Annotated in this window: 21 protein-coding genes; 15 read left to right on the top strand and 6 right to left on the bottom strand. The window is 34.2% G+C overall.

The genetic code is table 11. The features are described 5' to 3' along the window. Positions 1 to 27: 27 nt before the first annotated feature. From isdC to srtB, 7 genes are all read left to right on the top strand, one after another. Entirely contained in the window at positions 28 to 810 is a 783-nt protein-coding gene (isdC, locus tag JFT95_RS20390) for a heme uptake protein IsdC (protein ID WP_201053096.1), read from the top strand. Between the two features lie 23 nt (positions 811 to 833). Next, positions 834 to 1,292, top strand: a complete 459-nt coding sequence (locus tag JFT95_RS20385; protein WP_201053095.1) for an NEAT domain-containing protein — start codon at positions 834 to 836, stop codon at positions 1,290 to 1,292. Between the two features lie 32 nt (positions 1,293 to 1,324). Beyond that, positions 1,325 to 4,690, top strand: coding sequence for an NEAT domain-containing protein (locus tag JFT95_RS20380; protein ID WP_201053094.1), 3,366 nt, complete (start codon positions 1,325 to 1,327; stop codon positions 4,688 to 4,690). Positions 4,691 to 4,765: 75 nt separating this feature from the next. After that, positions 4,766 to 5,641 (top strand): heme ABC transporter substrate-binding protein IsdE, encoded by an 876-nt coding sequence (gene isdE, locus JFT95_RS20375; RefSeq protein WP_002034254.1) that lies wholly within the window; start codon positions 4,766 to 4,768, stop codon positions 5,639 to 5,641. A 27-nt stretch (positions 5,642 to 5,668) separates the two neighbouring features. Continuing rightward, positions 5,669 to 6,652: a FecCD family ABC transporter permease gene (locus JFT95_RS20370; protein WP_002034255.1), complete on the top strand. Its 984-nt coding sequence runs from the start codon at positions 5,669 to 5,671 to the stop codon at positions 6,650 to 6,652. After that, positions 6,642 to 7,412, top strand: coding sequence for an ABC transporter ATP-binding protein (locus JFT95_RS20365; protein ID WP_002088890.1), 771 nt, complete (start codon positions 6,642 to 6,644; stop codon positions 7,410 to 7,412). The genes JFT95_RS20370 and JFT95_RS20365 overlap by 11 nt, the downstream gene beginning before the upstream one ends. Positions 7,413 to 7,443: 31 nt before the next feature. Further along, on the top strand, positions 7,444 to 8,208 hold the full coding sequence (gene srtB / locus JFT95_RS20360; RefSeq protein ID WP_201053093.1) for a class B sortase: 765 nt from the start codon (positions 7,444 to 7,446) through the stop codon (positions 8,206 to 8,208). Between the two features lie 67 nt (positions 8,209 to 8,275). Here srtB and isdG read toward each other — a convergent pair whose 3' ends face one another. Then, a complete protein-coding gene (isdG, locus tag JFT95_RS20355) occupies positions 8,276 to 8,599 on the bottom strand; it encodes a heme oxygenase (RefSeq protein ID WP_002015426.1) in 324 nt (107 codons plus the stop codon). Positions 8,600 to 8,845: 246 nt separating this feature from the next. Here isdG and JFT95_RS20350 point away from each other — a divergent pair, with 246 nt between their 5' ends. Then, complete coding sequence (locus JFT95_RS20350; RefSeq protein ID WP_201053092.1) at positions 8,846 to 10,045, top strand: class I SAM-dependent rRNA methyltransferase; 1,200 nt, start codon at positions 8,846 to 8,848, stop codon at positions 10,043 to 10,045. 43 nt (positions 10,046 to 10,088) lie between these two features. Here the strand turns inward: JFT95_RS20350 and JFT95_RS20345 are convergent, their stop codons facing one another. Then, complete coding sequence (locus tag JFT95_RS20345; RefSeq protein ID WP_001014315.1) at positions 10,089 to 10,283, bottom strand: YwbE family protein; 195 nt, start codon at positions 10,281 to 10,283, stop codon at positions 10,089 to 10,091. Continuing rightward, positions 10,284 to 10,457 (bottom strand): hypothetical protein, encoded by a 174-nt coding sequence (locus JFT95_RS20340; RefSeq protein WP_002112138.1) that lies wholly within the window; start codon positions 10,455 to 10,457, stop codon positions 10,284 to 10,286. Between the two features lie 170 nt (positions 10,458 to 10,627). Between JFT95_RS20340 and JFT95_RS20335 the strand changes: the two genes are divergently transcribed. From JFT95_RS20335 to JFT95_RS20305, 7 genes are all read left to right on the top strand, one after another. Beyond that, on the top strand, positions 10,628 to 11,320 hold the full coding sequence (locus tag JFT95_RS20335) for a response regulator transcription factor (RefSeq protein ID WP_002167605.1): 693 nt from the start codon (positions 10,628 to 10,630) through the stop codon (positions 11,318 to 11,320). A 1-nt stretch (position 11,321) separates the two neighbouring features. Beyond that, the gene (locus tag JFT95_RS20330; RefSeq protein ID WP_016120865.1) at positions 11,322 to 12,257 is read left to right on the top strand and encodes a HAMP domain-containing histidine kinase; all 936 of its coding nucleotides are present in this window, start codon (positions 11,322 to 11,324) and stop codon (positions 12,255 to 12,257) included. Between the two features lie 126 nt (positions 12,258 to 12,383). Next, positions 12,384 to 13,307: an ABC transporter ATP-binding protein gene (locus JFT95_RS20325; protein WP_201053091.1), complete on the top strand. Its 924-nt coding sequence runs from the start codon at positions 12,384 to 12,386 to the stop codon at positions 13,305 to 13,307. A 27-nt stretch (positions 13,308 to 13,334) separates the two neighbouring features. After that, positions 13,335 to 13,493 carry a hypothetical protein gene (locus JFT95_RS20320; protein WP_162181133.1) on the top strand — a complete coding sequence of 53 codons (159 nt, stop codon included), beginning with the start codon at positions 13,335 to 13,337 and terminating at the stop codon, positions 13,491 to 13,493. 34 nt (positions 13,494 to 13,527) lie between these two features. After that, positions 13,528 to 14,232, top strand: a complete 705-nt coding sequence (locus tag JFT95_RS20315) for an ABC transporter permease (RefSeq protein WP_002034266.1) — start codon at positions 13,528 to 13,530, stop codon at positions 14,230 to 14,232. Between the two features lie 40 nt (positions 14,233 to 14,272). Further along, positions 14,273 to 15,142 (top strand): DUF4097 family beta strand repeat-containing protein, encoded by an 870-nt coding sequence (locus JFT95_RS20310; protein WP_201053089.1) that lies wholly within the window; start codon positions 14,273 to 14,275, stop codon positions 15,140 to 15,142. A gap of 24 nt (positions 15,143 to 15,166) precedes the next feature. Further along, positions 15,167 to 15,862: an ABC transporter permease gene (locus JFT95_RS20305; protein WP_002129315.1), complete on the top strand. Its 696-nt coding sequence runs from the start codon at positions 15,167 to 15,169 to the stop codon at positions 15,860 to 15,862. Between the two features lie 62 nt (positions 15,863 to 15,924). Here the strand turns inward: JFT95_RS20305 and JFT95_RS20300 are convergent, their stop codons facing one another. From JFT95_RS20300 to fhuB, 3 genes are all read right to left on the bottom strand, one after another. Further along, positions 15,925 to 16,257, bottom strand: coding sequence for a YfjL-like protein (locus tag JFT95_RS20300; protein WP_016120863.1), 333 nt, complete (start codon positions 16,255 to 16,257; stop codon positions 15,925 to 15,927). A gap of 134 nt (positions 16,258 to 16,391) precedes the next feature. After that, positions 16,392 to 16,895 carry a DinB family protein gene (locus tag JFT95_RS20295; RefSeq protein WP_016120862.1) on the bottom strand — a complete coding sequence of 168 codons (504 nt, stop codon included), beginning with the start codon at positions 16,893 to 16,895 and terminating at the stop codon, positions 16,392 to 16,394. A gap of 113 nt (positions 16,896 to 17,008) precedes the next feature. After that, positions 17,009 to 19,045, bottom strand: a complete 2,037-nt coding sequence (gene fhuB / locus JFT95_RS20290; protein ID WP_201053087.1) for a Fe(3+)-hydroxamate ABC transporter permease FhuB — start codon at positions 19,043 to 19,045, stop codon at positions 17,009 to 17,011. Positions 19,046 to 19,049: the final 4 nt, after the last annotated feature.

Genomic DNA, 19,049 nt, shown 5'->3' with positions numbered 1-19,049 from the left:
AAGAAAAACAAGGAGGCAGTAAGGTAAATGAGAAAGTTTTCGGTATTACCCGCTTTTATTATGACATTCGTATGTATGCTAGCTTTTCTCGTAGTGCCATTCGGACAAGCTTCGGCAAATGTAGCTGACGGTACTTACGATATTAACTATGTCATACAAAAAGCAGAAAATGATTCAGCTTCAATGGCAAATGATTATTTTGAAAAACCAGCTAAGTTAATTGTAAAAAATGGTGAGATGAGAGTACAAATTCCTATGAATCATAGTGCTTGGATTACAGAATTTAAAGCACCAGAGAACGGGAACTTTGTTGATGCAAAAGTTGTTAGTAAAGATGAATCTGCAGATAAAAGAACTGTAGAGTTTAAAATAGACGACTTATCTAAACCAGCAGCTGTAAAAATTCATGTTGTTGTACCGAACGTAAATTATGACCATAACTACACAATTCGCTTTGCGTTTGATGCAAATGTAAAAGCAGTAGGTGGAGAGAATAAGGAAACTGCTGCAACAAAAAATGAAGATCAAACTCAAAAAAATACACAAGTAAAAGAAGAAGTGAAGAAAGAAGAGAGCAAAGAAACAAACAAAGAAACAAACAAAGAAACAAACAAAGAAACAAACAAAGAAACAAACAAAGAAACAAACAAAGAAACAAACAAAGATGTAAATAAAGGAACAAATGAAAGTGGGAAAGCTGAAAAAACAGATAACCCAAAAACAAGTGATGAAGCACGTATCGGATTATTTGCAGCATTACTTCTTATTTCAGGTGTTTTCTTAGTTCGTAAAGTGAAGTTAGGTAAATAAATCTTTGGAAGGGCGATGAATATATGTTTAAACAATTTAAAATGATTATTGCCGTATTTGCTGCCTTATTTACGTTTATAGCAACACTAGGGTTACAAGATGCAAAAGCTGCTACACAACTAGCTGATGGAAAATATAATATTGCTTTTACTGTATGGAAAGGCGATAAAGATGAATCATCTAGAATGAATAGTTATTTTGAAAGTCCAGCAACATTAACAGTTAAAAATGGAAAACAATACGTTTCATTGAAAGTGAAAGATAGTGTTTCTATTAAAAGTTTCCAAGTAGAAAAAGATGGTCAATTTTTAGAAACAACAGTCTTAAGTGAAAACAAAAAAGAGAATACTAGAGTAGTAGAATTTGAAGTAGCTGACTTGTCAGAAAAACTAAAAGGAAAGGTGAAAATTAACATCCCAATTATTAATTATAACGCTTCATATGATATTCGTTTTGTATTTGATGGGAACAGCATTAAATAATTGGAAATTTTTTAAAAAGGAGAGTCATTCTATTGAACAGGTATTTTAAAATTGTTGTTGCAATGTTTCTAACGATTTTCACATTCGTATCAACGCTACAACCCCTTGCAGTTCAAGCTGCTAGTCAACTAGCTGACGGTGAATATTCAATCGGTTTCAAAGTTCTTAAAGACACATCAGATGAAGAATCCATGATGAATCAATACTCTGTAAGTCCAGGAACTTTAAAAGTGAAGAATGGGAAAAAGAAAGTATCCTTTACGTTAGAACATAGTTCATGGATTACAAAGTTTGAAACGGAAAAAAGTGGTCAGTTTATTGCGACAAATGTAATTAGTGAAGATCAAGAAAAAGATACAAGAGTCGTAGAATTTGATGTGGACGATGTAGAGAAGGTATTAAATGCGAAAGTAAAAGTAGACATTGATTTTTTAAATTATCATCATGACTATGATGTGCGTATTGCATTTGATCAAAATAGTATTACACCGATTCATGTAGAACAACCAAATGAAAAAGAGGACCCAGCTAATAAGCCAGATCCAAATGAAAATCCGGATCCGAGTCAGAAGCCCGACCAAAAGCCTGACCCAGATCAACAACCAAATTCTAACACAATTAAAGATGGAGAGTACAGCATTCCATTTAAAGTGTTAAAAGATCAAACAGATGAAGAATCTAAGATGAATACTTACATGGTAAATCCAGGGGTATTAAAAGTAGAAAACGGTAAGAAAAAAGCAATTGTAACGCTAAAAAATAGCTCCTTAATTAAAAATTTCCAAACGGAAAAAGATGGTGCATTTGCTGATGCAAAAGTAGTGAGTGAAGATAAAGAAAAAGATACAAGAGTCGTAGAATTTGAAGTAGACGATTTATCTAAAAAACTAAATACAAAAGTATTTATTGAAGTGGCATCACAAGGTTACAAGCAAACACATAATGTACAACTTTTATTTGAACAAGATAAACTTGAACAAATTAAAAATGAAGAGAAACAACCGGAAGTAGAAAAACCAGATACTGAAACAATTAAAGATGGTGAGTACAGCGTTCCGTTTAAAGTGTTAAAAGATCAAACAGATGAAGAATCTAAGATGAATACTTACATGGTAAATCCAGGGTTATTAAAAGTAGAAAATGGTAAGAAAAAAGCAATTGTAACACTAAAAAGTAGCTCATTAATTAAAAATTTCCAAACGGAAAAAGATGGTGCGTTTGTTGATGCAAAAGTAGTGAGTGAAGATAAAGAAAAAGATACAAGAGTAGTAGAGTTTGAAGTAAACGACTTATCTAAAAAACTAAATACAAAAGTATTTATCGAAATGGCATCAAGAAACTATAAGCAAACACATGATGTGCAACTTTTATTTGAACAAGATAAGCTTGAAGAAATTAAAAATGAAGAGAAACCAGAAGTAGAAAAACCAGAAGTAGAGAAACCAGAAGTAGAAAAACCAGAAGTAGAAAAACCAGAAGTAGAGAAACCAGAAGTAGAAAAACCAGAAGTAGAGAAACCAGAAGTAGAGAAACCGGAAGTAGAAAATCCAGATGCTGAAACAATTAAAGATGGTGAATACAGTATCAATTTCAAAGCTTTAAAAGATCAAACAGAAGAAATTTCAATGATGAACACGTATACAAAGAGTCCAGGCGTGTTAAAAGTGAAAGATGGTAAAAAATATGTATCATTCACATTAACGAATAGCGCTTGGATTACAAAGTTTGAATTTGATAAAAATGGTTCGTTTGTTGATGCGAGTGTATTGAGTGAAGATACGAAAGCTGATACGCGTGTAGTGGAAGTGGAAGTAGCAGATTTATCGAAAAAATTGAACGCAAAAGTAAAAGTCGACATCGATTCAATGAATTATCATCATTTCTATGATATTCAATTTGCATTTGATAAAGATAGCATTAAACCGTTAGATAACCAAGGCGGAAACGACAACCAAGGCGGAAATGACAACCAAGGCGGAAATGATAACCAAGGTGGAAACGACAACCAAGGCGGAAATGATAACCAAGGTGGAAACGACAACCAAGGCGGAAACGACAACCAAGGCGGAAATGATAACCAAGGCGGAAACGACAACCAAGGCGAAAACGACAACCAAGGTGGAAACAACAACCAAGGCGGAAACGACAACCAAGGCAATAATACAACAATTGATCCAAACGCTCTTAAAGACGGTGAATACAGCATTGGCTTTAAAGTATTAAAAAATCAAACAGAAGAAATATCAATGATGAATACATACACAAAAAGCCCAGGTGTATTGAAAGTAAAAGATGGTAAGAAATATGTATCGTTTACATTAACAAATAGTACATGGATTACAAAGTTTGATTTTGAGAAGAATGGCTCGCTCGTTAATGCAAAAGTATTAAGTGAAAATAAAGAGCAAAATACAAGAGTAGTAGAAGTAGAAGTAAATGATTTGTCTAAAAAATTAAATGCAAAAGTAAAAGTAGATATTGATTCAATGAATTATCACCATTTCTACGATGTTCAATTTGTATTTGATCAAGATAGTATCAAAGCTTTAGGGAACCAAGGTGGAAACGATAACCAAGGTGGAAACGATAACCAAGGTGGAAACGATAACCAAGGTGGAAACGATAACCAAGGTGGAAACGATAACCAAGGTGGAAACGATAACCAAGGTGGAAACGATAACCAAGGTGGAAACGATAACCAAGGCGGAAATGATAACCAAGGTGGAAATAATACACCGAAAGTAATAGTTGATCCGAAAAATTTAGTAGATGGTCAATATGATATTACATTTAAAGTGTTAAAAGACAAAACAGAAGAACTTTCAAAGATGCATGACTATACTGTAAATCCAGCAAAATTAATCGTTAAAGATGGTAAAAAGTACATTGAGATGACGCTGAAAAATAGTGCGTGGATTACGAAATTCCAAACAGAAAACAATAGTCTTTTGGCTGATGCAAAAGTAGTAAGTGAAGATAAAAATGCAAATACGCGAGTAGTACAATTTGAAGTAGAAGATTTATTTAAAAAATTAAATGCAAAAGTGAAAGTAGACATTGATGAGATGAACTACCACCACTTCTACGATGTCCAAATTCAATTTGATACAAATAATATTGGTGCGTTAGGGACTATTAAAGAGGATCCAAAAAAAGATCCAAAAAATGATCCGAACAATCCAGTGATTACACCGAAAGTAGATAATGTAAAAAAAGTAGATAATCCTGATTTTAACCGAAATGCAGATGATAAGAAGAAAAAAGAAGATCAAAAAAATGATTCGAAAAAAGAGAAAAACTCAAAAACGGCAGATACAGCACAACTAGGTTTATACATGGTGCTATTGCTTGGGTCACTTGCTTTACTAGTTCGTAAATATAGAGCAGGTAGATTGTAATTTTTGGAGTCTTGATGCATGTTTGCATGCATCAAGACTTGTTTCATATTGTTTGGAAAGGAGTGGTGATTAAGAGTGAAGAAAATTGTAAGTGTACTAATGGCTATCATTTTATTAGTGAGTATAGCTGGATGCCAGGCGCCCAAAAAAGAAACAGCGAAGCAGGTAAAGAGTGAGGGTAAAGAGAGGATTGTCGCAACGACAGTTGCTGTTACTGAAATTATGGATGCGTTAGAAGTAGATTTAATTGGTGTACCAACAAGTACTAAAGATTTACCAAAGAGATATAAAGGTTTACCTGAAGTTGGGAATCCGATGAGTCCTGATATGGAAAAGGTAAAATCATTAAAGCCGTCAGAAGTATTATCCGTGACAACACTTGAATATGAATTAAAGCCAGTTTTTGATGGTGTAGGTATGAAAGCAAACTTTTTAGATCTAACAAGTTTAAAAAATATGCAAAATTCCATTAGTAATTTAGGTAAGCAATATGGACGTGAAAAGCAGGCTGAAGCAGCTGTAACTAAGTTAGATAACAAGGTTGCAGAGATTCAAAAAGCAGTAAAGGGAAAGAAAGAACCGACAGTGCTTATTTTATTAGGTGTACCGGGGAGTTATTTAGTAGCAACAGAGCATTCTTATATTGGAGATTTAGTGAAACAATTAGGTGGTAAAAACATTGTACAAGGTGAACAAGTAGAGTATTTAGCTTCTAATACAGAGTATTTAAAAAAAGCTGATCCAGACATTATTTTACGAGCGGCACATGGTATGCCTGATGAAGTTGTAAAAATGTTTGATAAAGAATTTAAAACAAATGATATTTGGAAACACTTCGCTGCAGTTAAAAATAATCGTGTTTACGATTTAGAAGAGCGTTTATTTGGAACGACAGGAAATTTAGCAGCGACTGAAGCGCTAGATGAATTGAAAAAAATGATGTATCCGTGATGCATTTTAATATAAAGGAAGATTAGCATGAATAAAAAATTTTGGAGTTTCTTTATTGTTACTGTATTACTCATCATTATGACTTTGTTGTCAGCGACGAAAGGTAGTTTAGAAGTAGGTATTATTGACCTTGTACAAGGAATATTTACAGGGGCAAATGAAGATGTTGAAGTGATTAAAGATTTACGTTTCCCACGTATTATTATTGCACTATTTACTGGAGCAGCTCTTGCTGTTTCGGGCGTGCTCTTCCAAGCTGTCATGAAAAATCCACTTGCTGATGCTGGGGTAATCGGGATATCTTCAGGAGCAAGTTTTATGACACTTGTTATTATTACGCTATTCCCGCAATTCTTTTTCTGGACGCCGGTATTCGCCTTTCTAGGTGGTGCGTTTGCGTGTTATCTCGTTTATTCGTTTTCATGGAAATCAGGATTAAGTCCGCTTCGCATTATTTTAATTGGTATTGCCATTAATGCGATGTTCACTGGATTAAATGAATCGTTCATTACGATTTGTGGATACTTCATTAAGAGTATTAAGCAAACGACGACTTCTAATATAACGATGAAGACGTGGGGCGATGTAGAAATAATGGTTACTTATGGAACAATTGGTCTTATTCTTGCACTGTTTGTCGGAGCTTGGTGTAACTTATTATCTCTACAGGATAAGACTGCAAAAAACTTAGGCTTGCACGTGACGAGAGTTCGTCTTATTATTTCTGCCATTGCAGTACTCTTAGCGGCAGTATCAACAGCAATTGCAGGTGTTATCGCTTTCGTAGGATTACTCGTTCCGCACATTTCAAGACAACTAGTTGGTTCAGACCATAAAGCATTAATTCCATTTTCTGCTCTTGCAGGGGCGTTATTAATTTTGACGGCGGATACGATTGGAAGGTTAATTGTGCCACCTAACGAAATTCCAGCAGCGACGATTATGGCAGTTATTGGTGGCCCATTCTTAATATTCTTGCTTAGAAAGAGTGATAAAGTTCATGGAAATTAAAAATGTAACCTTTTCGTACGATAATGTAACGGATCGATTAAAGTCGGTTAGTAGTGAAATAGAGATTGGTAAAATTACAACAATTATTGGACCAAACGGTTGCGGGAAATCAACATTACTTGGTGTGATGTCAAGAAATCACGATCCTCGTAGTGGAGAGGTAATACTTGATGGGAAGGCAATTAGCCAATATAAACCGAAAGAGTTTGCTAGAAAGTTAGCCGTTGTCCATCAACAAAATGAAGCACCGGCAGATATGACGGTAGAGAAATTAACAAGCTTTGGCCGTATGCCTCATAAAAATATATTTTCTTCGCAAACTGATGAAGATAGAGAAGCAATAGAAAGGGCTTTAGCATGTACGAATTTGCTAAGTAAACGTGATAAGGAAATTCATGCTTTATCTGGTGGAGAAAGACAGCGTGTTTGGATTGCCATGACGTTAGCTCAGAAGACGCCAATGCTCTTTTTAGATGAACCGACAACATATTTAGATATTTATTATCAACTTGAAATATTAGAGTTAGTAAAAGAATTAAATGAAGCACAAGGATTGACAATCGTTATGGTATTACACGATATTAATCAGGCGATTCGCTATAGTGATCATATCATTGTTATGAAAGACGGCGAAATTGTTACAAAAGGCAAGCCGAATGATGTTGTGACAGAAAGTATGATAAAGACGATATACGGTGTAGATGTCGTTGTAAAGCAAGATGAAGATACAGGATTGTATATGGTCCCAATGGGTATTTAAACATGCGAACAATCCGTTTTGAGGTGATAATTTGAGTAGCAAAAAAGAAAGGAAGAAGAATTCTTTTTTTCAACGAATACTTACAGTTGTTTTTTTAGGTACCTTTTTCTATTCAGTATATGAATTAGGTGATATTTTCATGGATTACTATGAAAATCGTAAAGTAATGGCCGAAGCACAAAACATTTATGAAAAAAGTCCGATGGAAGAGCAATCACAAGACGGGGAAGTACGTAAACAGTTCAAAGTTCTGCAGCAAATTAACCAAGAAATAGTTGGATGGATTACGATGGATGATACACAAATTAATTATCCAATCGTTCAAGCAAAAGACAATGATTACTATTTATTTCGAAATTATAAAGGTGAAGATATGAGAGCAGGAAGCATTTTTATGGACTATCGTAATGATGTGAAATCTCAAAATCGAAATACTATTTTATATGGTCACCGTATGAAAGATGGTTCTATGTTTGGAAGTTTAAAGAAAATGTTGGATGAAGATTTCTTCATGTCGCATCGTAAATTATATTACGATACATTATTTGAAGGATATGATCTTGAAGTGTTTTCGGCGTATACAACAACAACTGATTTTTATTACATTGAAACGGATTTTAGTAGTGATACGGAATACACATCATTTTTGGAGAAAATTCAAGAAAAATCGCTGTACAAAACGGATACAAAAGTGACAGAAAGTGATCAAATCGTAACACTCTCGACGTGTGACTATGCACTTGATCCAGAAGCGGGAAGATTAGTAGTACATGCGAAACTAGTAAAAAGACATTAAATAAAAAAGTATAGAATATGAGAAGTGGTAACACTCTTCATATTCTATACTTTAAAAAGAAATATGCTTACTGTGCTGCAGCCATTGGCATACGTACAACTTTTACATCATAGTAAGCAATTTTATTATCAAGAATATAGTCTGGCATCCCGCCTTGATGTGAGTGAGCATCTTTAAATGCTGAGCTCTTTGTCCAACCTTGGAAATCTTCTTTTGCATTCCAGCGAGTGCTAATTGTTACTTCATCATAATCAACTGTATTTTGCGTTAAAAGAACTTCTAATCCTAAAAATCCTGACATTGTTTCGACTTTACCCACTTTATTAAAACGCTCAATTAATTTATGGCCATTTCCCTTTGTAATTTTAGTTGTATTTGTAACAATAATCATGTTTATTCCTCCTATAAATGTAGCCTTTATTTTCAAGAACTCATATACATTAAATGATAATGAAAATCATTATCATTGTCAATAGTAATAATGAAATATATAATTTTTTTCGGTTATGTGAGAGGATGAGCTAGTTGTACTAGCAAAGCAATAATATGGTATAGTGAAACGAGGCTTTTTTCAGCCTCGTTTTTTACATTGCTTCCTACTAATTAGAAAGCATTCAAATGGAAAGGAAGACATTACATGCGATCTGAAGTAACTATAAAAATAAAGCCGAAGTTTATAAAAGAAATTAAAAGTGGATATCCACTTATTTTAAAAGATGCAATTCAAAATTTAAATGATGTACGTGAAGAAGGAACAATCATCAATGTAGTAGATGAGAAGAACCAATTCATTGGAAAAGGCTATTATGGAAAACAAAATAAAGGGTATGGTTGGATTTTAACGAGAAAAGAGAAGGAGGAAGTGAATCAATCTTTCTTTGAAAGTAAAATCAAATCTGCTTTATATAAACGAAAACATTTTTATAAATCAAATGATACAACAGCATTCCGTGCCCTGAATGGTGAGGGCGATGGCCTTGGTGGTTTAATCATCGATTATTATGACGGCTATTACGTAATAAGTTGGTATAGTGAAGGGGTTTATACTTTCCGCGATGAGATTATAGCAGCACTTCAAAAAGTAGCAAATTTCAAAGGGATTTATGAGAAAAAGCGTTTTGATACGAAAGGGAAATACATTGAAGGTGATGATTTCGTCGCAGGAGAGCGCGGTGAGTTCCCACTTATCGTAAAAGAGAACGGTGTAAACTTTGCTGTATATTTAAATGACGGGGCGATGGTTGGTGTGTTTTTAGATCAGCGTAACGTTCGAAAACAAATTCGTGATAAATATGCAAAAGGAAGAACGGTTTTAAATATGTTCTCTTATACTGGGGCTTTCTCTGTATTTGCAGCGCTTGGCGGTGCAAGTAAAACAACAAGTGTGGACCTTGCAAATCGTAGTTTAAGTAAAACGATTGAGCAGTTTAGTGTAAATGAAATTGATTATGAAGCACAAGATATTATTGTAGAAGATGTATTTCTGTATTTCAAATATGCAGCTAAGAAAAAGATGAAATTTGATATGGTTGTACTTGATCCCCCAAGCTTTGCACGCTCGAAAAAATATACGTTCAGTGCGGCGAAAGATTATAAAAACTTATTAAAAGAAACAATTGCCATTACAGAAAATAACGGTATTATCGTTGCTTCTACAAATTGTAGCGCATTCGATATGAAAAAGTTTAATGGCTTTATCGATACAGCATTTAAAGAAATGAACGGTAAATATAAAATATTAGAAGAACATTCTTTACCAGAAGATTTCCGTACAATTGATCAATTTAAAGAGGGAGACTATTTAAAAGTAGTTTTCATCGAAAAAATTAAAGGTTAATGAAAATAAGAAAAGGAGCTCAAGTTTAAATGAGCTCCTTTTCTTATTGAATGATATTTTGGACTCTGCCAACTTGCCCGTCCTGCAATCGTACTTTAATGCCGTGCGGATGAGAGGGTGAGTTAGTTAAAATATCTTTTACAATTCCTCTTGTTAGCTTGCCTGTACGTTGATCTTGTTTTAATACAATATCAACTTCAAGACCTGATGAAATGTTAGATCGTTTTTGCCCGTTCATTTATACACCTGTACGTCTACGTTGGTTGTTTGTTTTCTTCGTTTGTTGGTTTTGTAATTTTTTCGTTTCTTGACTTTGATTTCCATTATTTGAGCCGTTTCCATTTCCTTGCTTTTTCTTCGCAAGTTGTTCGCGCATTAAATCAGCTAAGCTTACTTTTTTGTTTTCTGACATGATAAGTCTCCTTTATATAAAGTTAATTATGAACAATCGTAGTGAATTTCATCATATCATTGTTAAGGAAGGAAGGGAAGTTGGTTTGAAAATTCATATAATTGTACCAACTAATTTGCAGTTACGATACAATTGAATTGTTAATGTTTGTTAAAAAAGGGGATAGAAATATGTCACATCATATTTTATTAGTTGAAGATGACATCTCAATTCAAGAGATGGTTGAAACATATTTAGTAAAAGAAGGTTTTCAAGTTACAATCGCATCTGATGGAGAAGAAGGCGTGAACACATATTTAAAAGGTTCATTTGATTTGATAATTCTCGATATTATGATGCCGAAGTTAGATGGGTTAGAGGTCGTTAGAATCATTCGAGAAAAAAGTGCAGTTCCGATTTTAATGATGTCAGCGAAAGATACAGATGTTGATAAAGCGGTTGGATTAGGCCTTGGAGCAGATGATTACATTTGTAAGCCATTTTCTATGATTGAATTGGCAGCACGTGTAAAAGCAGGTATTCGGAGGTCTACGAAATATTCGGTTACAGAAACAACAGAAAAGATGATCCAGATTGGTGATTTAACAATCGATCCAATTAATTTCACTGTAGAAAAAAACGGAAAGTCGCTCAAACTTACTTTAAAAGAATTTGAGATTTTAAAACTGTTCGTAAAGAATCAAAATCGTGTATTTACGAAAGCGCAAATATATACGTTAGTTTGGAATGACGAGTATTATGGTGACGATAACGTTATAAATGTTCATATGAGAAGATTACGTGAGAAAATTGAAAGTGATCCATCTAATCCAGAATACATTAAAACGTTATGGGGCATCGGCTATAAGTTGGAAGGGATGTAATATGGTCAATCTGTTAATTGGTATTATTTTTATATTGTTATGTGTCATTTACATACAGTATAAAATGAGAAAAACTAGCAGCAAAAATTTACGGTACACATATGAAAAATTAGAAGGTATTGTAAATGAAAAAACAGGTGAGAAGTTACTCGTTATGACAGATGATCTAGAATTGCAAAAGTTATTAGTGGCAATTAATCATTTATTAGATGCAAAACAGAAAACGAATGCAGATCATGCGAAAGTGGAAATTTCGATGAGAAAAATGCTTTCAAATATTTCACATGATTTGAAAACACCACTAACAGTTATTCTGGGATATACCGAAATGTTAAATAAGGATAAAACGATAAGTGAGGAAGAGCAGCAAATATTACTCGAAAAGGTGCATGTAAAAACACTAGAAGTGATGGAACTGATTCATAAGTTTTTTGATTTAGCAAAATTAGAATCCGGTGACAAAGCAATCGAGATGACAAAAGTAAATATGAATGAAGTTTGCCGCGAGAAGATTTTATCTTTTTATGATTTAGTGACGACGAAAGGGTTTCAAGTTCATATTGATATAGCAGAAAGAAATATATATGCACTTGGAAATGTAGAAGTATTAGGTAGAGTATTGAATAATTTAATATCAAATGCGATTACATATGGTGACGATGGAAAGACACTTGGTATGACGTTAAGAGATGATGAAACGAGTGTGTATATAGATGTATGGGATACAGGAAAAGGAATTGATGAATCTCATATTGATAAAGTGTTTGAGCGTATGTACACGCTTGAAGATTCCAGAAATAGATTGTACCAAGGAAGCGGTTTAGGGTTAACGATTACGAAAAGGCTTGTGGAAGCGATGGACGGAGAAATACATCTTTCTAGTAAGCCGTATGAAAAAACAATTTTTACAGTTGTATTAACAAAGATGCTGTTTTAGCTTGTAGAGAAGTAGATTCTACAAGCTTTTTTTTCAGCGTAAGGAATTTGTAAGGAACGGGTAAGAAAAAAGAGATTTCCGTTGTCTATTATAGAAATATAAAGTAGTGCGAAAGGAGACAGTGACATGACATATATATTAAAAACGAATCAGTTAACGAAAGTGTTTAAAGGGAAAGAAGTTATTTCTAGCGTTAACATGCATGTGAAAAAAGGAGAGATATACGGTTTCTTAGGGCCGAATGGTGCAGGTAAAACAACGATTATGAAAATGATTACAAATTTAATAAAACCGACGAGCGGTGATATTGAAATTTTCGGTGAGAGGTTAACAGACACATCTTATGAAGTATTAAAAAGAATGGGGACAATTATTGAATATCCAATCTTTTATGATAAATTAACGGCGAAGGAAAACTTAGAATTACATTGTGAATATATGGGATATTACGATAAAAACGCAATTGATCATGCTTTAAATTTAGTAAAACTGCACGGTATAGATGATAAAAAAGTAAAAGATTTTTCATTAGGGATGAAGCAACGACTTGGTATTGCAAGGGCGATCATGACAAAGCCAGAACTACTCATTTTAGATGAACCGATTAATGGTTTAGATCCAATTGGTATTAAAGAATTAAGAGACTTATTTAAAATGCTGTGTAAGGAATATGGAATTACTTTATTAGTTTCTAGTCATATTTTAGGCGAGATGGAACAAATGGCAGATACAATTGGTATGATTCAAAACGGAAAACTAATAAAAGAAGTTTCAATGAAGAGTATTAATGGGAAACAAACAGAGTACATTGAAATCACTGTTCCTGATGTGAAGCGTGCAGCTTATATTTTAGAAGATAAACTCGGTATAAAAAATTACAAAATAATGAGCGGAAATATGATTCGTGTGTATGATACGGTAGCGTCTCAGCAAGCCATTTCAAAAGCACTTATTATGAACGATGTAGAAATTGAAAGTATTAATAAGAAACATAGCTCTTTAGAGGAGTATTTCTTAAATGTAATGGATGGGGAAGGCATTCACGCTTAATGTAATTTCAGCGAGGGGGATATGATGATGAATGCATTAATAGTGAACCTTATAGCGGGATTTATCGTAATGCTCATAAGTGGAATTTTATATTATAAAAAGCCAGAACGAAAGTGGAGTTTAATTTTACTAGTGATAGGGATAGTAAGCGTAGTTACGGCTGGAATTAGAATGTTAGTAGCATAGAGGAAGTTATGTCAGTAATGGAGGCGTGGTTTATATGTTTAAATTAATGAAACTTGAATGGAAGAAACATAAATTATCTAGTTACTTTAAAGGGGTAGCCATTTGCATTATAGCAATTTTTGCTGCGGTGAGCCTTATGGCATTGGGAATGAAAGGTGAAGGAGACGCGGCAATCACTGACTTCACAAAATATATGATTTTAGCAAATCTTATTATTAGGATAACATTCATTATTTTTAGTTCGGTCATTTTATCACGTTTAGTAATTGATGAGTACAAGAATAAAACAATGCAATTATTGTTTATGTACCCACTGCAAAGAAAAGTGGTAATGGGAGCGAAATTAGCAATTGTTTTTAGTTTTTGCTTTGTGAGCACGATTATCGCTACTTTCATTATTAGTTTGCTTCTATTCTGTATGAATCCAATGATGGGCCTACTTGAAACACCTGTTACGATGGGCGAAATAATATCTACTGTTCCAGCTACTTTTATAAATGCATTTATGATATCTGGTATAAGTTTAATTCCTTTATTTTTTGGTATGAGAAAGAAATCGGCACCGACAACAATTACTTCTGCAGTAATAATCGCGATGATAATTAACGGTAACGTTGGTACTGGAAACGGTCAAGTAAGTATGTTTAATTTCATAGCTATCCCAATGGTGTTTTGTTTATTAGGAATTTTCATTAGTTATCTTTCGTATCGTAAAATCGACAAGATTGATGTGGCGTAGTAAAGCAAGCTTAAAACAATAACGAACTGGGGTATGAATAGTGAAAAAAATAATAGTAATTGCAATTTTATTGATTACAATTGCTAGTATGGTTTTTGGTTTTAAGACATTTCATATGAAAGATTTTAAGAAAGAAAATTCTTTTGAGATAAATAATATAAAAGAAATAGAAGTGGACAATGAAAACTGGGATATTGAATTTAAAAGTACAGACTCTAATAAAATAGTAATTTCCGCTCAAGGTCAACGATTAGATAAAGAGATAGATCCCGTTAAAATAGAAAATGACGGAAATAAAATGATGATTAAGCAAGAACAGAAGATGAACGGATTCGTTAATGGTTTTACGTTTAGGAAGAAGAATATCATTTCTATATTTATTCCGAAGAAAGAAATAGATAAAATTGTATTAAATAATAAATCTGGTGATGTGAAAATAAGCGATATAGCAGTGAAACATATCGTCACAAAAAGCAAGTCTGGAGATGAAATGATTGTAGGACTATCCGCAGAGAAAGGTGAATTCATATCGCAAAGTGGAGAGTTAGTTCTAAAAGATAGTTCAGTACAAGAGTTAAATATAAAGTCTACGACTGGTGATAACTATATAACAAATGTAAGTAACTCAAATATGAACATCACTTCAACATCTGGGGAAGTATTACTGAAAGATATGAAAGAAGGAAAATCATTATTTGTAGAAACAAAATCAGGAGATATTGGCGTAAGGTATAAAGGTGTTCCGGCTTCATTGAAACTTACGGCTAAAAGTAATTCGGCTGACATAATGGTGAATGTAAACGGACTTAAGAAAGATAAAAATACAGAAAAGATAAAAGAAGGAACTATTGGTGATGCAAAAAACAAAGTGGAGATTTTAAGTGAAACAGGGGTAATTTATATCGATTAAAATTTAAATGAAAGGAGGACTATCATGCTACGTCTTATGAAGCTAGAAATGAAGAAGTTTAAGCTTGGATGGTATGTAAGGGGAGTAATTATTGCAAATATCGCTATACTGGCATTATTGACCTCTATGAGCATCGTTTCTCAAATAGAAGGAGATCCAGAAATAAGAGATCCGCAGATGATTTTGTTAGCGGTTAGTACATTAGTAAGAGCAACATTTATTATTTTTGGTAGTGTGTTAATCGCAAGGTTAATAATTAGTGAATATAAAAATAAAACAATACTACTTATGTTTTCTTATCCAATTAACCGAAAGAAAATGATGGTTAGTAAGTTGGCCATTACAGCAACATTAACATTTATAACAGTTATTTTATCGAACATTTTAGTAGTAGGAATTTTCTTTGGGATAGATAGTTATTTTTCAATTCTTCCTAATCCATTTACAGTAGATCAATTGATGCAAGAAGGAATAAAACTGGTTCCTTTAGCCATTGCAACTGCGGGAATGAGTTTAATCCCATTATATTTCGGAATGCGTAAACGTTCAGTGCCAACTACAATTGTTTCATCCCTTATCGTTGTATCAATTGCAATGAATAGCAACCCAACGTTTCCTACAGCAACTTTTCTTCCCCTTCAACTAGCATTGGCAGCAATTGGATTTGCGATTGCATATTACGGAATTAAAAATATAGAGAAGGAAGATGTAACAGTATGACAAGAATAAGAAAAAAGAATTGGCGTTACACCAACTCTTTTTTGTATATGTATGCTTCATTACTACTCTGTATATTTGTAGTGTTTACTTAAATATTCTTGAACTCCTGGAGAAATGTTAAAGTTATTTGGACCTTTATATTCGATAGTAAACTCTCCATCTTCATTTGTTTCAAAGGAGATTGCATAGCTATCTATTTTAGAATCGTAAGAAGTATTTTTGACTTTTGCATCTAGATTAAAGTATTTTGTAATATAATTTTTTGATTCTGCAATTGCTGTTTGTTTTTCCCAAGGGGTACCATAATTTGTGAAGTAAAGAGATACACTGATAACTCCAATGATAGAAGTTAGTAAGAGAGTTCTTATTGTTATTTTTTTGTTTTTTGTATTCAATTTAGTTCCCTCCAATTAATATGAATTTATCTTAACGTATTTTCTCATAAAATACCATTTAGTAGAAAATAGTTTCACATGAAACAAGTTACAGAAAAAGACAAGGTGCATAAACACCTTGTCTTTTTCTGTCGTTACATTTGGGGAGCTTCCATTCCAGTAGCAGCCCATTCTTCTTTTGCAGGACCATAAACGCCAGGGACTGTTAAGCCAGCTTGACGCATTAAAACAGTCATCTGTCCGCGGTGGTGATTTTGATGATTGATGAGTGTCATTAAAAATATAGAATTCGGCATAGGACGACCAAAGAAGTTATTAATAGTAGCTAAGTCTTTATCAGTCCACTCACTTTGAAGTGCTTCAATAAAAGCCGTATTCACTTTGCGATACCCATCTGCAATTGTTTTTGCTGAAGTTGGTACAGGATAATCTTTCGTTTCTCCTTCAAACTTAAGTCCTGTCCCTGATAGCATAACAGGAAGTGCTGTAACGATATGCCAAGCGACTCTCCCTAAAGTCCAGTGCCCAGGTGCAATTTCCTGTGATAAAGATTCATCAGTTAATACATCGAGCATCTTTTGAGTAGACTCAGCCTCGTATGTCCATGATTGTAGAAAACCTTCAATAGTTTGGTACACATTTATCCCTCCTAGTTATGTTCATAGGTTACATTCGTGAAAAAAAGATAGTTTCCTTTTAACCTATCAGAACGAATAAAAAAGAGGCTTCTCATATTAAGAAGCCTCTTTTTTTAACCAACCTTCTTCCCACTCTTCCTCATCAACCATAAGAAATAAGGTGCTCCAAGTACAGCAACGACAAGGCCAGAAGGGATTTCTTTCGGATATGCAATCGTTCGTCCGAGTAAATCAGCAATGGAAAGAAGGATTGCTCCAAACAGTGCTGAACAAACGAATAGTCTTTGATGATTCATACCAACGACGATTCGTGCTAAGTGAGGTGCAACAAGACCTAAAAAGGCAATTGTACCGACAGCAGCAATGTTAATTGATGCAAGTAGTGTCGCTAACACAATTAGAGCAAGACGCGTTTTATTTACAGGCTGCCCGAGTCCGGTTGCTAAATCATCTCCAAGTACAAGAACGTCAAGTTGTTTCATTAAGAAAAAGATAATTGGTATAAGAATAAGAGATGGATATAGAATGATATTTTCTAAGTGATTCCATCCTCTTGCATACGTACTGCCTGACAACCATGTTAAGGCCGCAGCAACATTCAAATTTGCTCTAACGATAAAGATTTGAATAATCGCTGAGCCGAGCGCGGAAATGCCAATTCCTATTAAAGCAAGAGCTGTTGGGCTAAATCCTGATTTCCATGAGAAGAAGAGGACAATTCCAACTGCAAGTAGTCCACCAATAAATGCACCAATTGGTAGGAAGAAACCAGGAAGTGCGGGAAAGACATACATAATAGTTAAAGCGCCAACACCTGCTCCCGATGAAATACCAATAATAGAAGGATCGGCAAGTGGGTTTCGTAATATACCTTGGAAAACAAGTCCGCTTATCGCAAGGCATGCTCCAGCAATAGCAGCAACGAGCATTCTTGGTAAACGAAGGTTCATCATCATATTTTTATCAAATTGTGTTAATTGTCCTGATATAACATTTGTAATACTTTCGATATAAGCGTTACTACCGATTGTAACACCAAGAGCAATCGTCACAATGCAAAGTGTGATAGAGATAATGATTACCTTTTTATAAGAATAATAGCGAGAACTAGCTCCAGCTGCATTTGCGCCGTTATCATTCATATATTGTTTCGATTTCATCATTCGATACACTAAATAAATAAGCCAAGGTGATCCAATCATTGCCGTGACTGCTCCGACAGGAAGTTCAGCCCCAGTTGGATCTATTAGTCTACCAACGACATCAGCTCCAAGTAATAGTACAGCTCCCCATAAGAAAGAAGAGAGAAGGAGAGTAAAGTGTTGACGGTAGCCAATAAGACGCATTAAATGTGGTGCAACTAAGCCGACAAACCCAATCGGTCCAACAACAGTTACAATTACTGCTGTTAAAAAAATCGCAGCAATGAAGGCGATAAAACGTGTTACTGCTGTTTTTTCACCAAGAGAAACAGCAACATCATCACCAAGTAAGAGGATGTTGAGTTTACGAGACATAAATAGTAAAACTAGGAAAGAAATAATGATAAATGGAAAAGCAAATTGAACGCCATCCCAGTTATTTTGAATAAGAGATCCAGCTCCCCATAAAAATAAACCAGCTGTTTCATTTTCATAGAAAAGCTGCATCGTTCCGGTAAAGGCAGAAAGCATTAATGTAACGACCATACCAGCTAGTGCCATTCTAAGTGGGGTTCCCTTTTTCCCACCAGAAATACGGTATACAAATAAAGCAGTAATAGCACCGCCGATAAATGTGAAAAGAAGTGAATTAATTTGCAGACCTTTCGGTAAGAAAATTGTAGCCGCTACTAGAAAGAAATATGCGCCAGAGTGAATACCCATTGTACTGGATTCAGCAAGTGGATTTTTCGTTAATGTTTGTAAAATAACCCCAGATGCAGCAAGAGCACCTCCAGCTAAAATGGCAATTACAGCTCTAGGTAATCGAAGCATGATTAAAGTTTGATGCTCTAGTGATTGGTTCGGTGAGATAAGAGCATCAATAATCATACTATAGGAAATGTTTGCTTGCCCTTGTCCGATATGAATAAAGAAAAGGAGGAGCAAGAGAGCTGCTCCTCCTCCGAATACAAGACTTGCTCGAAGTGTATGTTGTAAGCTATTCATCGTG

It is taken from the genome of Bacillus sp. TH17 (assembly GCF_016651125.1).
Classification (GTDB): Bacteria; Bacillota; Bacilli; order Bacillales; family Bacillaceae_G; genus Bacillus_A; species Bacillus_A mycoides.
The sequence above is the reverse complement of the archived record's forward strand: the minus strand, read 5'-3'. Positions and strand labels throughout refer to the sequence as shown.

Coding starts and splice junctions, on each gene's coding strand:
- JFT95_RS20350 (WP_201053092.1), top strand. CDS start 8,846: ATGCGATCTGAAGTAACTATAAAAATAAAGCCGAAGTTTATAAAAGAA.
- JFT95_RS20305 (WP_002129315.1), top strand. CDS start 15,167: ATGCTACGTCTTATGAAGCTAGAAATGAAGAAGTTTAAGCTTGGATGG.
- isdC (WP_201053096.1), top strand. CDS start 28: ATGAGAAAGTTTTCGGTATTACCCGCTTTTATTATGACATTCGTATGT.
- isdG (WP_002015426.1), bottom strand. CDS start 8,599: ATGATTATTGTTACAAATACAACTAAAATTACAAAGGGAAATGGCCAT.
- JFT95_RS20315 (WP_002034266.1), top strand. CDS start 13,528: ATGTTTAAATTAATGAAACTTGAATGGAAGAAACATAAATTATCTAGT.
- JFT95_RS20345 (WP_001014315.1), bottom strand. CDS start 10,283: ATGAACGGGCAAAAACGATCTAACATTTCATCAGGTCTTGAAGTTGAT.
- JFT95_RS20385 (WP_201053095.1), top strand. CDS start 834: ATGTTTAAACAATTTAAAATGATTATTGCCGTATTTGCTGCCTTATTT.
- JFT95_RS20370 (WP_002034255.1), top strand. CDS start 5,669: ATGAATAAAAAATTTTGGAGTTTCTTTATTGTTACTGTATTACTCATC.
- JFT95_RS20335 (WP_002167605.1), top strand. CDS start 10,628: ATGTCACATCATATTTTATTAGTTGAAGATGACATCTCAATTCAAGAG.
- JFT95_RS20320 (WP_162181133.1), top strand. CDS start 13,335: ATGAATGCATTAATAGTGAACCTTATAGCGGGATTTATCGTAATGCTC.
- JFT95_RS20340 (WP_002112138.1), bottom strand. CDS start 10,457: ATGTCAGAAAACAAAAAAGTAAGCTTAGCTGATTTAATGCGCGAACAA.
- JFT95_RS20325 (WP_201053091.1), top strand. CDS start 12,384: ATGACATATATATTAAAAACGAATCAGTTAACGAAAGTGTTTAAAGGG.
- fhuB (WP_201053087.1), bottom strand. CDS start 19,045: ATGAATAGCTTACAACATACACTTCGAGCAAGTCTTGTATTCGGAGGA.
- JFT95_RS20365 (WP_002088890.1), top strand. CDS start 6,642: ATGGAAATTAAAAATGTAACCTTTTCGTACGATAATGTAACGGATCGA.
- JFT95_RS20330 (WP_016120865.1), top strand. CDS start 11,322: ATGGTCAATCTGTTAATTGGTATTATTTTTATATTGTTATGTGTCATT.